Source organism: Acinetobacter sp. BSP-28, from assembly GCF_044130285.1.
Taxonomy (GTDB): domain Bacteria; phylum Pseudomonadota; class Gammaproteobacteria; order Pseudomonadales; family Moraxellaceae; genus Acinetobacter.
In genome coordinates this window covers 14,412-29,977 of the sequence record NZ_JBIQOB010000004.1, presented here as the reverse complement: position 1 = coordinate 29,977, position 15,566 = coordinate 14,412, and the positions used below count along the sequence as shown (strand labels likewise).

Here is a 15,566-nt window from a genome sequence, read left to right as displayed (position 1 = left end):
CTGGAGGATGCTCCAGGCTTTTATCAACAAGATATCTATGCCATCGGTCGTAAGGTCAAAATCTGTTCACTGCGCCCGAATGGGCCATGTATATCATGCAGTACTGAACTGGTCAGGCCGATGCCATCTTCGCCATACTGCTGTACGGTTTCCAAGCCCAGCCACTGACCTTGCGGTAAACGATGCAGATGGATCTGTAAATCCAGATTCGGAAAGCCCCAGCTAAAGGGTACCTCTTGACGTGGTACAACGCCATTGGCGGTATCGACCATCCCCATTAAGCGGACAAAATCACTGGTAGGCTCAGCTTCTACCATGTCATGTTGCGTTCGCAGCCAGACCACGCCTTTCCCGGCACGGCGCTCATGACTGCGTGCTTCGATCGATTCAATATATCCACCCGGCCACTGACGGATTCCTTCCCAAACAGGCGCATGTTCAGGACTTTCACCATGGACATCTTCCAGACCTTTCATTAACTGGCTGTTTTGCGTCATCATGCGCCAGCTACGTGCAACGATACAGGTTTTTCCCTGAGCCTTCATTTCTGACTCAATCAGTTCAATGGTTTTTCCCGGACGAATAATTCGCGTGCTAATACTAAACTCACCTGCAGGAATCAGACCTAAAATATCCAGACTGATCCGGCCAATCCGCATATCCTGTCGTGGCATAAAACGGTCTAATTCCGCACAGATAATACCTGTTGCCGGTGCCATGTGCTGTTCATGTTCATTCCATGCACCTTGAGCCAGTAGAGTTGAGCAGTATTGAGCCGTAACTTCTCCCGTTGCATCCGTATTTCGTCCGATCAATTGATAATATGCCGCCATAAACTTCCCTGCTTCCTTGGTTGAATAAATGATTTCTTATCTAAGGTAGTGAGTTAGATTATTTTTTGTACCCAACTTTAGTGGAAGATTCAATTTTTAAAGCAAAAACTGAACCCTAAGGTTCAGTTTTCAAATGTTCAATATGGCCCGATACAGATACTTTATTTTGAATAATCCCGTGCACCAAACAACGCCGTTCCTACCCGTACCATAGTTGAACCTGCGGCAATAGCCTCGGCCATATCTCCAGACATGCCCATACTTAAGGTATCCCAGTCTTCAGGATGTGCATGTTCAGTTTTGACAGCTTCAAACAGGGCTTTGGCATCGTTAAACGCCTGTGGATTATTCGGGGCAGGAATCACCATCAGCCCACGTAGTTTTAGATGCGGTAGCAGGCTGATGTTTTTGACCAGATCAGCAACCTCATTCGGCTGACATCCATCTTTAGTATCTTGCGCATCAATATTCACCTGCAAACAAATATTAAGTGGTGCTTGAGTAGCCTCACGCTGATTAGATAAGCGTTCAGCAATAATCAAACGGTCTACGCCATGTACCCAGGCAAACTTTTCTGCCAGATGCTTGGTCTTGTTGCGCTGTACATGACCAATGAAATGCCACTCAATTTCTAAATCATTTAAAGATTCAATTTTATCTAAAGCTTCTTGTAGATAATTTTCCCCAAAAGCCCGTTGTCCCGTTTGGTACATCTCACGTAAAGATTCACTTGGATGTGTCTTTGAAACAGCCAGCAACTGTACGCTTTCCACATTGCGCCGGGCTTGTTTACAGGCATCTTCCATTTGCTGTATAACTTGATTTCGTGACTGTTGAAGACTATTCATTGACGAGGTTCTCATTTCATTCATCTTTTTTTGCCTTCCCTTTAAACTAACTGTTGGTTAAGCTCGGGGAAAGCCTTATTATTCTATCAAAATAAATAACATTTAAATGAACTCGGGGAAATTATGGATATCACTGAACTTTTAGCATTTTCAGCTAAAAACGGGGCATCAGATTTACACTTATCTGCGGGGATGCCACCACTGATCCGTGTCGATGGTGAAGTTCGCCGTATTAACCTGCCTGCTTTGGAACATAAAGAAGTACACAAACTTGTGTATGACATTATGAATGATAAACAACGTCGTGATTTTGAAGAAAAGTTAGAGACCGACTTTTCATTTGAAGTTCCAGGGGTAGCCCGTTTCCGTGTCAACGCATTTAACCAGAACCGCGGTGCAGGTGCGGTATTCCGTACCATTCCTTCAAAAGTACTCACTATTGAAGATTTGGGCATGGGTCAAATCTTCAAAGATATTTGTAATTTCCCGCGCGGGATCGTGTTGGTGACCGGACCTACAGGTTCAGGTAAATCAACTACACTTGCAGCTATGATCGACTATATTAACGATCAGCGTTATGACCACATTTTAACAGTCGAAGACCCGATTGAATTTGTACACGAATCCAAAAAATGTCTGGTCAACCAGCGTGAAGTGCATCGTGATACCCATGGATTTAATGAAGCACTACGCTCTGCCCTGCGTGAAGACCCGGATATTATCCTGGTGGGTGAGATGCGTGACCTTGAAACCATCCGTTTGGCATTGACTGCCGCTGAAACCGGTCACTTGGTGTTCGGTACACTACATACCACCTCTGCGGCAAAAACCATTGACCGTGTGATTGACGTATTCCCTGCTGAAGAAAAAGACATGGTACGTGCCATGTTGTCTGAATCCTTGCAAGCTGTTATTTCACAAACCCTGCTCAAGAAAAATGGCGGTGGACGTGTCGCTGCACACGAAATCATGATTGGTATTCCAGCCATCCGTAACCTGATCCGTGAAAATAAAGTAGCGCAAATGTATTCTGCGATTCAAACCGGTGCCAACTACGGTATGACTACGCTCGATCAAAGTTTAAAAACCTTGGTCGCAAAAGGTGTGATCAGTCCGCAAACTGCGCGCACCATGGCGAAACAACCAGAATCATTCTTATAAGTTTAAAACGGATTGGGGTTCTTATTATGGATTTTAATGACTTACTCAATTTGATGATTCAACAAAAGGCATCTGACTTGTTTATTACGGCTGATGTTGAACCATCCATGAAAATTAATGGCCAGATTTTGCCCATCGCAAAAACCAAGCTGACCGGCGAAGTTGTGGGACAGCTTTTAAACTCGATTATGAGTGATAAGCAGCGTAAAGAATTTGCCGAAACACGCGAATGTAACTTTGCCATTAACAACCGCGACAAAACGGCACGTTTCCGTGTTAGCGCATTTCAACAGCGCGATCAGCCGGGTATGGTACTACGTCGTATTGAAACCGTAATTCCAACCATGGATGATCTCAAGTTACCGTCAATTTTAAAAGAATTGGCGATGACCAAACGTGGCATCATCATTTTTGTCGGTGCAACCGGTACCGGTAAATCAACCTCTTTAGCATCAATCATTGGATACCGTAACCAAAATTCAAAAGGTCATATCATTACCATTGAAGACCCGATTGAATTTATTCATGAACATGCAGGCTGTATCATTACCCAGCGTGAAGTCGGGATTGATACGGATACCTTTGAAGTCGCGTTAAAAAATACCTTGCGTCAGGCACCCGATGTGATTCTGATTGGTGAGATTCGTTCCCGCGAAACCATGGATTATGCCATTGCCTTTGCCGAAACCGGTCACCTGGTTTTTGCTACCCTACATGCCAACAACGCCAACCAGGCGATTGACCGTATTATTCACTTCTTTGAAGCTGACCGTCATAGCCAACTGTTTATGGACTTGTCACTCAATTTAAGAGCTATTGTGGCACAGCAGCTGATTCCAACCGTAGATGGTAACTCACGTCGTGCTGCAATTGAGATCCTGATCAATTCGCCTTTAATTTCAGACCTGATCCGTAAAGGTGATGTACATGAAATTAAAGACTTGATGAAACGTTCACGTGAACTGGGTATGCAGACCTTTGACCAAGCCTTGTTTGACTTGTACAAGGCCAAACAGATTAGCTATAAAGATGCATTGAAACATGCCGACTCACCAAATGACCTGCGCTTGCAAATCAAGTTGTCAGAAGAAGGTGGTGATCGTTTAATGCGAGCAAGTTCAAATATTACTTTTGATGGTCAGGCTTAACCTTTAGACTAAAATGCGAAAAAACAGGCTTCAAATGAAGCCTGTTTTTTTAACCTGATTCCAAGTCAGTGTTATTTTTTACGTAATGCGTCCTGGCATTCAGTTGCATCACAATAACCATAAAGGTTTAAAGAGTGACCGGTTAAAGTGAAGCCAAACTTTTCAGCCACTTCATGTTGCTCATGCTCAATCACGTCATTGGTGAATTCGACCACTTTATTACAGTTTTGGCAGACAATATGATCGTGGTGATCTTCTTGCATAATTTCGAAAACTGAATGATTATTTTCAAAATGATGACGTTGAATAATACCCGCAGCTTCAAACTGTGTTAACACGCGGTACACAGTTGCTAAACCGACATCTTCACCCTGTTCAAGTAGAGTCTTATAAATGTCTTCTGCGCTTAAATGATGTTGTCTTGAATTTTCTAATAATTCCAATATTTTTATTCGTGGAAGCGTAACTTTAAGTCCAGCTTTGCGTAAATCTTGATTTGAAATAGGCATGTAAAAGGGTCTCTCAACAAATTTAAAGTTGGAATATGCAACAAAGTTAAGATGCAGTATGATCTATCCGTGGATCAAATGCATCATAATTAATTTGGGATAGTGTAGCAAAATGCAAAAAATCATGTTGACGTTATTCGTCACTTCACTGCTCGCAGGCTGTTCGACCTTGGGCGTTTATAAAGTTGATATTCCTCAAGGGACACCATTAACTCAAGCACAAGCATCAAAAATTCAAGTCGGTATGAGTCACCAACAAGTTCGCTTTTTGCTGGGTAGTCCTACAGTAACCGATCCAATGAATCCTTTACGTTGGGACTACATTTACAACTATATCCCGGGAACTTATGCTAAAAAAGCGAAAATTCCAGCAGCACACGGTCAACATTTAAAAATTTACTTCGATCAAACTGGTACTGTTATCAAGATTGAAGGCCTAGAAACTATTCCAGAATCTCAACCTGGCTTACCAGGCTCAAAAGAAGCGATTTTAACTGCGCCACCACTATAGACGCTTTAAAATAAAAATAAACCCCTCATTGAGGGGTTTTTCTTATCACTTCAATTGTTTAAAGCGATTTCCACGACAATAACGCCCGACAGGGTTTGCTGCTGCACGGTTGCGTCGAATATCCTTCGGATTGATGGTTAGGGGTCGATAAATCTCGACACGGTCACCGGCTTGCAAAATGTGATGCGGATCTTTCAGACGTACGCCAAAAACTCCCAAAGCAAGCGGCTCGGCCAAGTCAATCTGTGCCCGAATACCGCTTTGTTCAACCGCCTCCAAAGCCGTCATTCCTTGCTGAAAAGGCACCGCAATATGAAACTGTTGATCGGGTGCCGCATGGGCAACCCAAACCTGTTGTATCTCACTCATGAGAACCATTGCCCAATGATTTCGATTATCGCCAAGATAATCGAAATAGGTAACACCACACGAATAGCAATACGCCACAAGTTATAAAATAACTCATTGCTGAAATTCATTGATTTACGCAGATGGCTAATCTTCATGATCCATCCGGCAAAAATGGCATAGATCAGGCAGATGATTAAGCCCCAAAGCATCAGCACCTTATTAAAAACTGGGCTGATGGCTGGAATTGCCCAAACCAATACGGCAGCTAAAATAATCAGCCATTGAATCACGATATTCAACTGACGGTGCAACAACTGTTCACGCGCCATTTGCAATAACAATGCCGCAGCACTCACCACCGCAACAACAAAAGCAAAACTCGGGATTTGTGCATTGGCAGCAAAGAAACCAAAAGCAATCACGGCAAGTAACTGTGCAATCCAGATCGGCAATACGGTTTTGCTTGCAATATCTTGCTGTTTAATCTCAGCTAAACTACTTTGCCAGTACAGGCCCATGCCCAGACCACTCGCCACCAGCGCCAAGACGGTGGCACTACCCCATTCACTAAATTCAACCGGTGTGACATGCCAAGCGGGTAAAGCAGTCCCCATAACATTGGCCAGAATTAAAGATGCAAAAACACCAATCACAGTTAAAATCAGAATAATTTTTCGTGGTGCAAATGAAAGTAAAATTGCGACAATGGCTAAGGCAATAAATAAAAGATTGGCTGCAATTCCATTACCGGCAAAATGCCCCAACAATTGGCCCGCATTAGACAACATGCCGCCTGCCAAGAAAGGAATAAAGACTACGGCCAGCCAGCCAACGATACGCCATTGTTGCGATGCATCTGCATCACGGGTCAAGCTGGACAAAGCATTTAAAGCTGTGGTTTTAGAGCGCTTTGCCAAGGCAATTTCTAAATAGCAGATCGGTAAAGCCAAAATCAGCATGGTACCTAACCATAACAGCCAAAAATCAAGCTGGCGATCAAGCTGAATCCCTACAATCGGTGCTAAAGTGGCAATGATGATAAAAGATAAACAAAATGCCATCAGCGGTGATAGCCATCGTGTCATAGCATTGTCCTGCATGATGCGTTCCTAAAAAAAGTCTTTCGCTATTTTGCCTTTGTCATAGGTGAAAATCAAAAAGAAAAAGCAAACCATTATGCCTAATGGTTTGCCGCGCAAGGTTATTATCTTTTTTAATTGTTGTTATCTCGTTTATCTTTTATGAGAAGAAACGAGCAAACCAGTTTTTACCTTTTTTCTGTTCTTTTTCTTTAATAATGCCCATCATGTTTTCTTTTACAGCACCGACATAATCGGCATCATCGTGCTGAATATGATTAATCAGCCATTTTGCAAGAACTTCATGCAATTCGCCTTCAATCGCCTGTCCCATTTCAAAACGGTCACGGTACGATTCAATCTTTTTAATGAATAAATCATGCACACGTTTATGCGGTACGCGGTATTTATAACCTGCTTCTTCCTGCAAAGACTCTTCAAAAGTAAAATGCGACTGAGTGTAATCGATAATATTTTCAAGAATCTGTTTAATACGCGCACGATCGGTATTTTCAGCGATATCATCAATTTCATTGATGTAATCTAGAATTCGTTTATGTTGATCGTCAATCACATCGATACCAGTATTATATTCTGGAACCCATTTCATTTTCATTACGACCACCTATTAGATATAACGATTAATCACATAAAATCATAATATATTGATTTTCAACAAATAAAAATAAACCAAAATAGTCGGCTTTCAGTTTTTTTTATAAAACAAATATAACCCATTGATATACATTTAATTATATTCAAAGCCCAACTAAAAAGATAAAGTATTTTTTAACCAAAATCATTAAAAAAATATGCTTTATTCAAGAGTTAATATGATTTTATAAACTATATTTTTTAAAAGTTATTTTTAACTATATTAAATAAATATAGTACGATTATATAAAAATACCCAAAAGCCCAAAAGATTAAAATCTGGCGATAAAATTTTAAAATATTTCAATTCATCATAAATAATAAAGCCAGATATCTATCTAATATCTGGCACTAAAGCTTCATCTGAAGTACTGTGCAATCAATATTGATCAGCCTTGGTGATTCTTTTTAAAGTCGGATTCAGTCTCTCACGTTCTAAACGCTCAACATGGGTTAGTTGATGTCGAACAGGTCTGCCATCCTGAAATAAAATCATCTCTCCTGGCACAAAAGCCGTCCAGGTTTCATTTTGGGTTAAAGGTTCTGTGGTAATGACTGCTACGCGATCATCTGGTGTTGTCACCTGACTAAAATCAACCTCGACATCCAGATCAATCAATTGTGCCGGTTTGAAAGGGTATTCGCGTACCAGCCAATGCAATTTGGTAATGGCATAAGTAAATAATGCCTGACCGTTCGACAGACAGAAATTAAAGGTGCCATGTTCGGCTATTTTTGGAGAAATTTCTGCCAGCAAATCGAAAACCTGATCAAGCTTGGGTTCATGATAACCAAATTTCAGCACCAGTTGATCCAGCAAATAACAGAATGCGCGCTCACTATCGGTATTGCCTACCGGAGTAAAGCGTCCAGACAATGTCGGATTAAAATCATGTAAATCACCATTATGGGCAAAAATCCACTGCCGCCCCCAAAGTTCACGGCTAAAAGGGTGTGAATTTTCCAGATTTATTTTACCCTGCGTAGCTTTACGGATATGGGCAATCACATTGCGTGATTTAATTGGATAGTTGCGGATCAGCTCAGCAATTGGAGATTCAACTGCCGATTGATTATCGACAAAAAGTCGGCAGGCTTTATCTTCAAAAAAAGCGATACCAAACCCATCACAATGATCTGATGTAATGCCAGCACGCTGAGAAAAACCACGAAATGAGAAAGTCACATCCGTTGGCGTCGCACAATTCATTCCGAGTAACTGGCACATAAGTCTTCATCATCTGTTTAATTCACCACCATGCTATTTTGCATGACTCCTTGGCCATTTCAAACAGTAAAATCAGCGTTTCTTATCCATTTTCAAGACTTAGTTCTGATTTTTTCTGCAGAATAAAGTTTTTTATCAGCTGACTCGCTTCCAGATACACAAAATAATCCAGGCAATTAAAAGCTTCATCATAAAAAGCCTGAGTGGACAACTGCGCCTGCATATTGAGATAAACATCAAACAGTTTCGGAATGCGTTCATCCTGCTGAAAGCTGTACTGCGGATATGGTGGTTCAAAGGTCTGCTGTGACTGAATATTACAAATGGATTGTTTAGCTAAAGACTTGATGTACTGATGAGTATAATAGGCTCGAGCCTCATTACCCTGCATGCGAATGCTGACACAACCTATTAAATATTTGGCCCGCATCTCCCCCACGATTTTGGGTAGCAGATTCGTCCACAGTACCGAAAGGGCTTTTCCAGAACGGTAACGCGAGTGCACGCAGGTACGCCCGATTTCGACGATATTATCCAAGTGGCTGAACGCTTCAATAATTTTAAATTCCTGCTGGCTATAGCTCTGTTTCAATTCATGGCCTTGAAACAGTTTTAAGCGCGTATAAGCCACAATTTCATTGCTCCATTTATCCCGCAACACCGCATGTTCACAACCAAAATCATATATGTCCTGATCCAGGCCGGACTCAAACTGAATGCCAAACTGCTGTGAAAACTGCACTGCCCGGAAACGCTGAGCTTCCTTTAAGGTTTTTAAATCTTCAATCCATTCAAACTTATACGGCGAGCTTGCAACTAACTCTTTTTGAAAGGGAAATACAGAATTTTTATCATACTTATTTAACTGATCAAACATCTTATAAGACCTTGGTTTTGTTATTGTTCTACACTAGGCAATCAAGATGACATTTTTATGATCAAATAACAACAAATCCAAAACAAAAAGCCTCATTAAAATGAGGCTTATTTATATTAGCTTACAATTTATCGCAACCGGTCGTTCCGATTAAACTTTTTTCGGATGACTGCGGTTGGTAATTAAGGTGCCTACCCCATGATCAGTAAAGATTTCTAGCAAAGTCGCATGTGGTACACGGCCATCAACAATATGCGCGCTAACCACGCCACCTTTGACAGCATCCAGTGCACAGCCCACTTTCGGAATCATGCCGCCATAAATCACACCGGTTTCAATTAAACGATCCACTTCTTGAGTGCTTAAACCTGTGAGCAGATTTTTATTTTCATCCAGCACACCGGTAATATTGGTCAGCAAAATCAGTTTTTCTGCGCCTAAAGCTTCAGCGACTTTACCTGCCACCAAATCGGCATTGATGTTATAGGTATTGCCTTCTTCATCTACACCTAAAGGCGCAATCACAGGAATGAAATCACCTTGAGTAAACATTTCAAGAACATCAGTTTTCACACCAACGACTTCACCGACCAGGCCAAGATCAATCTGCTTCACTGTGCCATCTTCAGCCGTTTTTTCCATTAACAATTTTTGCGCACGTAACAAGTTGCCATCTTTACCAGTCAAACCAATGGCACGACCACCATGCTGGTTAATCAGATTCACGATGGATTTGTTCACGCTACCGCCTAAAACCATTTCAACCACTTCCATAGTCGCAGGATCAGTCACGCGCATACCATCAATACGGTCAGATTCACGACCCAATTGTTTCAAAAACGAATCGACTTGAGGACCACCACCATGTACCACGATCGGATTTAAACCGACGGTTTTTAACAATACAATGTCACGTGCAAACGAGCTTTCCAGCTCCGGGTCGGTCATTGCGTTGCCACCATATTTCACTACTAGCGTCTTACCTGAAAAACGTTGAATGTACGGCAAAGCTTCAGTCAAAATTTGTGCTTTGTCGATGCCAGTATGCTGATGTGGCATTCGCCTCTCCTTATTGAGCATCTAAAATGTCTTGTGCGATTTGAGGATATCGGTCACTTAACATGGAAACAAATGTATGTCGAATAGCGCTTAATCTTACAGGATTATCCGCATCAAAGCGCACTGTAAAATATTCACCGGTGTTCGATGCCCGAATAATGCCAAATCCATCTTCAAAATCAAGTCGTACGCCATCAATTTTACTTAATTGGGCATCAAAATCCTGACTTTTCATTTCTACATCATGCAGTACCGCATTCGGTTCTATGTTATGAGTACTGATATAGGTATCTTCAGTGCAATAACGCTCTGGATAAGACTGCAATGCTTTTGATAATGTGAGATCGGGTTCTTGGCTTAAATATTCCAATACCCTTAATGCGGCATACAGACCATCATCATAGCCAAAACCACGTCCGTCATTAAAAACATAATGCCCTGCATATTCGCCACCAAAAACGGCTCTGCCTTTGGATTTCGACATGTAAGTGCGTAAAAAAGAGCTGCCAGTACGGATCATTTTGGCCTGTCCACCTAAGCGATGAACGGTATTCCTCACCATGGTCGAACACTTCACATCGTAAACAACTTCATGACCAGGATGCATTTTCAAACACATTTCTGAAAATAAAGCCAGTAATCGATCTGCTGAAATAATCGTTCCCTGTTCATCAATTAACACGAGGCGATCGCCATCACCATCCAGGGCAATTCCCAGATCTGCTTGTTGATCTAGAACTGTATTTCTTAATTCAACTAGATGCTTTTCCTGAGACGGATCTGGAGCATGATCCGGAAAATGACCATTGGCTTCACAGCGGATAGCCGTCAGATCACAACCCAGTTTTTTGAGTACCAGCGCTGCACAGCGTCCCGCAGAACCATTTAAGCCATCCAAGACCACTTTGAAAGAGCGTTTTAACTGGATGTCTTTTAGTAGTGCATGTTGATATTCAAGACAGTATTTCACCACGACTTCATGTTGAACCGGTTGAATTAATAGCTGGCGTGATGGATCAAAAACTGCGCTCGCATGCTGACTGACCTGTTGAATCATCTCTGGACATGGCGGTTCGCCTTGAATAATCCATTTAATTCCATTGTCAGTTTTAGGATTATGACTTGCAGTCAGCATAATGCCATTACCGTCAAACTGACGGGCAACAAAATATAATAGTGGTGTCGAACAACAGCCTATGATTGTGGCACTCAAGCCTTTTTCTTCGCAAACTTGCCGAATGATTTCCGCATATTGGGGACTAGTTAAACGCGCATCATAGCCAATGACAAGCTGTGTTTGCCCCGCCTTCAGATATTGATCAACCAATCCATAGGCAGTCGCTTGTACAATTTCAGGTGTCAAAAGTGATATTTTTCCACGAATATCATAGGCACGAAAAATTTGTAGGGGGAATTTTTTATTTTTAAAATTCATGCTGAATTTTTCTACTTACAATTGAGTCATAAAATAAAATTTTATGGAATGCTGAATTAGGTCTGAATTCACAACCAGTGCATCATCGGATGAAATGAGAAGATTAATATTTAAAAGCATTTTGTATTTTTAATCAACGGTAAAAGTTACTTACAAACTTCTTTGCAGACAGCGTTATTTGTTTGATATATAAATCATTAATAATGTTTAAAACAAAACCATTCAAATAATTTTAATTTAAAAACAATTATTTACAAAAACAATAAAAACATTATTTCAAGCATATAAGCCCATGAAATTAATATCCATAATTTTAAAACCAAGTTATTGTTTATTCATCATTTTATTTTAAATCAATCATGTCCAAATTAAAAAAGAAAACCTGATAAAAAAAGATTACTCTGTTTATTCATCAGGTTTTCTTCATCTTTATACTAAATTAAATTTTAGCCTTTACCGGTGTGACCGAAACCGCCTGCACCGCGTTCAGTAGCAACAAACTCTTCCACTTGTTCAAACTCGGCATGGATTACCGGCACGAGTACATATTGAGCCAAACGTTCACCTGGTTCTAAAGTGAATGCGATATGACTACGGTTCCAAACCGATACCATCAACTCACCTTGATAATCTGAATCAATAAGCCCCACCAGATTGCCTAAAACAATGCCATGTTTATGACCCAGACCTGAACGCGGTAAAATTAAACCGGCAAAATTTGTATCTTCAATATAAATAGCCAAACCGGTTTTCACCAATACTGTTTGACCTGGTTCAATGACAGTCGCTTCATCTACACAAGCACGCAAGTCCAAACCTGCTGAACCCGAAGTCGCATAGGTAGGCATCGGCCATTCGCTGCCTAAACGTGTATCGAGTACTTTCACTTGAACTTTCATTTGTTTTTCCTAATTGCATGGTTTAAATAGTGAATTAACGCTTAATCAGCGCACGTAAATTTTCGAGATAATGCTGTGCTTGCAATTTTGGATCAATATTGCCTGCCAATTTTTTCTTGCGACCCAGCCATTCCAGTTCATCTTGCGGCAATTCATCCAGGAAGCGGCTTGGTGTCATTTGTTTCATCTGGCCACCCGCTTTACGCTGCTCGGCCAAAGTAATGGTCAAACCTTGACGGGCACGGGTAATGCCAACGTACATTAAGCGACGTTCCTCTTCTACAGTTTCGGCTGCAATCGAGTTTTTATGCGGCAGAATTTCTTCTTCCAGACCAATCAAATACACATAAGGAAATTCAAGACCTTTCGATGCATGCAAAGTCAATAAATTCACTTTATCGGTATCTTCTTCTTCCTGCTGCTGCTCGAGCATATCCAGCAGTACCATTTTACGAATCACACTTTCAATATTCTTGTCATCAACATCTTCAGCACGGTTAATCAGACTTTGAATACTGCTATACAGCACTTCAATATTATCCAGCTTGGTTTTTTCCTGCGCTGGCGTTGCTGCATTTTCTTTAACATAATCAATATAACCGGCTTCCTGCATCATCTGGCGAATAATCGGCACAGGCTCGTCATCATCAAGCAGGTTACGGGTAAAATTAGTAATAAAGTCTGCAAATTCAGCTAATTGCGTAGTGGCTTTTTTAGGAATCACCATGGTCAAGCGCTGATCACCTGCCGCTGACAACAATGACAAGTGATTTTCCTGGGCAAACAGGCCCAATTTTTCCAAAGTCACCGGACCAATGGCACGTTTCGGCGTATTAATAATCCGTAAAAATGCACTGTCATCTTCAGGGTTAATAATCAAACGCAAATAACTCATGATGTCTTTAATTTCTGCACGAGCAAAGAAAGACTGCCCACCAGAAAGCTTGTATGGAATCTGCATTTGACGCAGTTGTGTTTCTAAAATGCGTGCCTGAAAATTACCACGATACAAAATCGCGTAATCTTTCCAGTTTTTACCATTCATGAGCTTATGGGTGATCAGATCCTTCACCACGCGTTCTGACTCATCATCATCATTACGGCAGGTAATCACACGAATCACCTCACCATGCCCCTTATCGGACCAGAGTTTTTTATCAAAAATATGCGGATTATTGCCAATTACCGTATTCGCCGCTTTCAAAATACGGCTGGTCGAACGGTAGTTTTGTTCTAATTTAATGACTTTTAAATTCGGAAAATCTTCTTTCAACAAAGCCATGTTTTCAGGCTTTGCACCACGCCATGCATAAATAGACTGGTCATCATCACCTACCGCAGTGAATTGTCCCATCACGCCGACCAGCAGTTTCACCAGAATATACTGCGCGGTATTGGTATCCTGATATTCGTCAACCAGCAGATAACGCACCCGATTTTGCCACTTGTCGCGGACTTCGGCATTTTCCTGAAGTAAACGGGTCGGCATCACAATCAGATCGTCAAAATCGACCGCATTATAGGCACGCAAGTTACGCTCATACAGTTGATACAAATGCGCAAACTGAACATCTTCGGCAGTTTCACAGGTGGTATGCGCTTGTTCCGGTGGAATCAGGTCATTTTTCCAGTCCGAAATCATTTTCATCGCCTTGGCAATGAGTTCCTTACTTTCTGCGCCCGATAAATTATCACGGTGCATTAAATCCATCAGGATGCGCTTACAATCATCGGCATCCAAAATAGAAAAATTATTTTTTAACGGTGTATGTTTGAGTTCCAGTCGCAGCAAATTCAGACCAAAGGTATGGAATGTTGAAACCGACAGACCTTTGGCTTCTTCACGAGACAATAATTTCCCGACACGTTCTTTCATCTCACGTGCCGCCTTATTGGTAAAGGTCATAGCCGTAATACGATGTGCCGGAATACCGCAATTCTTGACCAGATGTGCGACTTTTCGAGTAATTACCGAGGTTTTACCTGAACCTGCCCCTGCAAGTACTAACAAGGGTCCTTGAGTGTATTTCATGGCTTCAAGTTGCTTGTCATTGAGTTGACTTGCCGACGACATAGTATTTCCTCATATTGATTGGAGCTCGATTATAGTCATCTGTGCCAGACTTGCATAACCTAAAATACAAATTTGACATTCATAAAAAAACCACCCGAAGGTGGTCTTTTCAATTCATCATGGACTTATGAAGAATTATTGAATCGCGTAAATGCTGATTTCCACACGGCGGTTTTGTTCACGGCCTTCAGCTGTCGCATTTGATGCGATTGGGTTCGCTGAACCCTGACCTTGTGCATTAATACGCGTACGTGCAACGCCCTGACCGGCAAGATAGTTGGCTACTGATTGAGCACGCGCTTGAGACAATGGAATGTTAATCGAGTCATTACCAGTGCTGTCTGTATAACCTGTTACAAGAATACCGCTCTTGTTGTCTTCAGTCAGTGTTTGCGCAACTTTATTCAATGTTGCATAGAAGTTAGGCTTGATATTTGATTTGTTGGTATCAAAGGTAATGTTACCCGGCATGATCAGGCCAACAGAACCATCTGGATTACGTGTAACGTCTACACCAGTACCCGCCATTTGTTGACGTAATTTTTTCTCTTTATTGTCCAGATATACACCAGCAGCACCACCTACAACTGCACCAATCGCAGCTGCACGGTTATTTTGAGCGCTTGTATTTGCATTACCTTTAGAAATACCATAACCAGCAGCTGCGCCAACTAATGCGCCAATTGCTGTTTTATCGTATTCCATACCGCCTGTACCACCTGCAGTTTGACAACCAGATAGAACTAATGCCCCTGCTACCGCTGCTGAAATTGCTAGTGCACGCATCGCATGCCTCCTTCTTGTGTTTTATCGTATGGTGGAATAATGAATTAAAAAAAATGGGCATACCATTGATTTTTTGTAAATAATACATCCATTAGTTACATTTTGTAATATTTC

At 41.4% G+C, this 15,566-nt stretch carries 16 protein-coding genes; 3 read left to right on the top strand and 13 right to left on the bottom strand.

Going from position 1 to position 15,566, the window contains the following annotated elements:
* Positions 1–35: 35 nt before the first annotated feature.
* Positions 36–833, bottom strand: coding sequence for a thioesterase family protein (locus tag ACE01R_RS03750; RefSeq protein ID WP_395546233.1), 798 nt, complete (start codon positions 831–833; stop codon positions 36–38).
* A gap of 161 nt (positions 834–994) precedes the next feature.
* Positions 995–1,681 carry a YggS family pyridoxal phosphate-dependent enzyme gene (locus ACE01R_RS03745; RefSeq protein WP_395546232.1) on the bottom strand — a complete coding sequence of 229 codons (687 nt, stop codon included), beginning with the start codon at positions 1,679–1,681 and terminating at the stop codon, positions 995–997.
* 123 nt (positions 1,682–1,804) lie between these two features.
* Here ACE01R_RS03745 and ACE01R_RS03740 point away from each other — a divergent pair, with 123 nt between their 5' ends.
* Entirely contained in the window at positions 1,805–2,842 is a 1,038-nt protein-coding gene (locus ACE01R_RS03740; RefSeq protein ID WP_395546231.1) for a type IV pilus twitching motility protein PilT, read from the top strand.
* A gap of 26 nt (positions 2,843–2,868) precedes the next feature.
* Positions 2,869–3,990, top strand: coding sequence for a PilT/PilU family type 4a pilus ATPase (locus tag ACE01R_RS03735; RefSeq protein ID WP_395546230.1), 1,122 nt, complete (start codon positions 2,869–2,871; stop codon positions 3,988–3,990).
* 71 nt (positions 3,991–4,061) lie between these two features.
* Here ACE01R_RS03735 and fur read toward each other — a convergent pair whose 3' ends face one another.
* On the bottom strand, positions 4,062–4,499 hold the full coding sequence (fur, locus tag ACE01R_RS03730) for a ferric iron uptake transcriptional regulator (RefSeq protein WP_131274151.1): 438 nt from the start codon (positions 4,497–4,499) through the stop codon (positions 4,062–4,064).
* Positions 4,500–4,611: 112 nt separating this feature from the next.
* On the opposite strand from fur, the gene ACE01R_RS03725 reads away from it, so the two are divergent.
* The gene (locus ACE01R_RS03725; protein ID WP_395546229.1) at positions 4,612–5,010 is read left to right on the top strand and encodes an outer membrane protein assembly factor BamE; all 399 of its coding nucleotides are present in this window, start codon (positions 4,612–4,614) and stop codon (positions 5,008–5,010) included.
* 45 nt (positions 5,011–5,055) lie between these two features.
* Here ACE01R_RS03725 and ACE01R_RS03720 read toward each other — a convergent pair whose 3' ends face one another.
* The 10 genes from ACE01R_RS03720 to ACE01R_RS03675 form a co-directional block, all read right to left on the bottom strand.
* Positions 5,056–5,379: an RnfH family protein gene (locus tag ACE01R_RS03720; RefSeq protein WP_395546228.1), complete on the bottom strand. Its 324-nt coding sequence runs from the start codon at positions 5,377–5,379 to the stop codon at positions 5,056–5,058.
* Complete coding sequence (locus tag ACE01R_RS03715; RefSeq protein WP_395546227.1) at positions 5,376–6,461, bottom strand: hypothetical protein; 1,086 nt, start codon at positions 6,459–6,461, stop codon at positions 5,376–5,378. Before ACE01R_RS03715 ends, ACE01R_RS03720 begins: the two co-directional genes overlap by 4 nt.
* A gap of 139 nt (positions 6,462–6,600) precedes the next feature.
* Complete coding sequence (locus ACE01R_RS03710) at positions 6,601–7,056, bottom strand: bacteriohemerythrin (protein WP_395546226.1); 456 nt, start codon at positions 7,054–7,056, stop codon at positions 6,601–6,603.
* Positions 7,057–7,473: 417 nt separating this feature from the next.
* Positions 7,474–8,322 (bottom strand): class II glutamine amidotransferase, encoded by an 849-nt coding sequence (locus ACE01R_RS03705; protein WP_395546225.1) that lies wholly within the window; start codon positions 8,320–8,322, stop codon positions 7,474–7,476.
* 82 nt (positions 8,323–8,404) lie between these two features.
* Complete coding sequence (locus ACE01R_RS03700) at positions 8,405–9,199, bottom strand: GNAT family N-acetyltransferase (RefSeq protein ID WP_395546224.1); 795 nt, start codon at positions 9,197–9,199, stop codon at positions 8,405–8,407.
* Between the two features lie 150 nt (positions 9,200–9,349).
* Positions 9,350–10,258, bottom strand: coding sequence for an acetylglutamate kinase (gene argB / locus ACE01R_RS03695; protein ID WP_395546223.1), 909 nt, complete (start codon positions 10,256–10,258; stop codon positions 9,350–9,352).
* Positions 10,259–10,268: 10 nt separating this feature from the next.
* Positions 10,269–11,693 (bottom strand): phosphomannomutase/phosphoglucomutase, encoded by a 1,425-nt coding sequence (locus ACE01R_RS03690; RefSeq protein ID WP_395546222.1) that lies wholly within the window; start codon positions 11,691–11,693, stop codon positions 10,269–10,271.
* A gap of 446 nt (positions 11,694–12,139) precedes the next feature.
* Entirely contained in the window at positions 12,140–12,592 is a 453-nt protein-coding gene (gene dut / locus ACE01R_RS03685; RefSeq protein WP_395546221.1) for a dUTP diphosphatase, read from the bottom strand.
* Between the two features lie 34 nt (positions 12,593–12,626).
* Positions 12,627–14,666: a UvrD-helicase domain-containing protein gene (locus tag ACE01R_RS03680; RefSeq protein WP_395546220.1), complete on the bottom strand. Its 2,040-nt coding sequence runs from the start codon at positions 14,664–14,666 to the stop codon at positions 12,627–12,629.
* Between the two features lie 135 nt (positions 14,667–14,801).
* Positions 14,802–15,452: an OmpA family protein gene (locus ACE01R_RS03675; protein ID WP_395546219.1), complete on the bottom strand. Its 651-nt coding sequence runs from the start codon at positions 15,450–15,452 to the stop codon at positions 14,802–14,804.
* Positions 15,453–15,566: the final 114 nt, after the last annotated feature.

What these genes read in the sequence shown, in the direction of transcription:
- ACE01R_RS03750 (WP_395546233.1), bottom strand. Translation starts at nt 833, where the DNA reads ATGGCGGCATATTATCAATTGATCGGACGAAATACGGATGCAACGGGA.
- ACE01R_RS03745 (WP_395546232.1), bottom strand. Translation starts at nt 1,681, where the DNA reads ATGAATAGTCTTCAACAGTCACGAAATCAAGTTATACAGCAAATGGAA.
- ACE01R_RS03740 (WP_395546231.1), top strand. Translation starts at nt 1,805, where the DNA reads ATGGATATCACTGAACTTTTAGCATTTTCAGCTAAAAACGGGGCATCA.
- ACE01R_RS03735 (WP_395546230.1), top strand. Translation starts at nt 2,869, where the DNA reads ATGGATTTTAATGACTTACTCAATTTGATGATTCAACAAAAGGCATCT.
- fur (WP_131274151.1), bottom strand. Translation starts at nt 4,499, where the DNA reads ATGCCTATTTCAAATCAAGATTTACGCAAAGCTGGACTTAAAGTTACG.
- ACE01R_RS03725 (WP_395546229.1), top strand. Translation starts at nt 4,612, where the DNA reads ATGCAAAAAATCATGTTGACGTTATTCGTCACTTCACTGCTCGCAGGC.
- ACE01R_RS03720 (WP_395546228.1), bottom strand. Translation starts at nt 5,379, where the DNA reads ATGAGTGAGATACAACAGGTTTGGGTTGCCCATGCGGCACCCGATCAA.
- ACE01R_RS03715 (WP_395546227.1), bottom strand. Translation starts at nt 6,461, where the DNA reads ATGCAGGACAATGCTATGACACGATGGCTATCACCGCTGATGGCATTT.
- ACE01R_RS03710 (WP_395546226.1), bottom strand. Translation starts at nt 7,056, where the DNA reads ATGAAAATGAAATGGGTTCCAGAATATAATACTGGTATCGATGTGATT.
- ACE01R_RS03705 (WP_395546225.1), bottom strand. Translation starts at nt 8,322, where the DNA reads ATGTGCCAGTTACTCGGAATGAATTGTGCGACGCCAACGGATGTGACT.
- ACE01R_RS03700 (WP_395546224.1), bottom strand. Translation starts at nt 9,199, where the DNA reads ATGTTTGATCAGTTAAATAAGTATGATAAAAATTCTGTATTTCCCTTT.
- argB (WP_395546223.1), bottom strand. Translation starts at nt 10,258, where the DNA reads ATGCCACATCAGCATACTGGCATCGACAAAGCACAAATTTTGACTGAA.
- ACE01R_RS03690 (WP_395546222.1), bottom strand. Translation starts at nt 11,693, where the DNA reads ATGAATTTTAAAAATAAAAAATTCCCCCTACAAATTTTTCGTGCCTAT.
- dut (WP_395546221.1), bottom strand. Translation starts at nt 12,592, where the DNA reads ATGAAAGTTCAAGTGAAAGTACTCGATACACGTTTAGGCAGCGAATGG.
- ACE01R_RS03680 (WP_395546220.1), bottom strand. Translation starts at nt 14,666, where the DNA reads ATGTCGTCGGCAAGTCAACTCAATGACAAGCAACTTGAAGCCATGAAA.
- ACE01R_RS03675 (WP_395546219.1), bottom strand. Translation starts at nt 15,452, where the DNA reads ATGCGTGCACTAGCAATTTCAGCAGCGGTAGCAGGGGCATTAGTTCTA.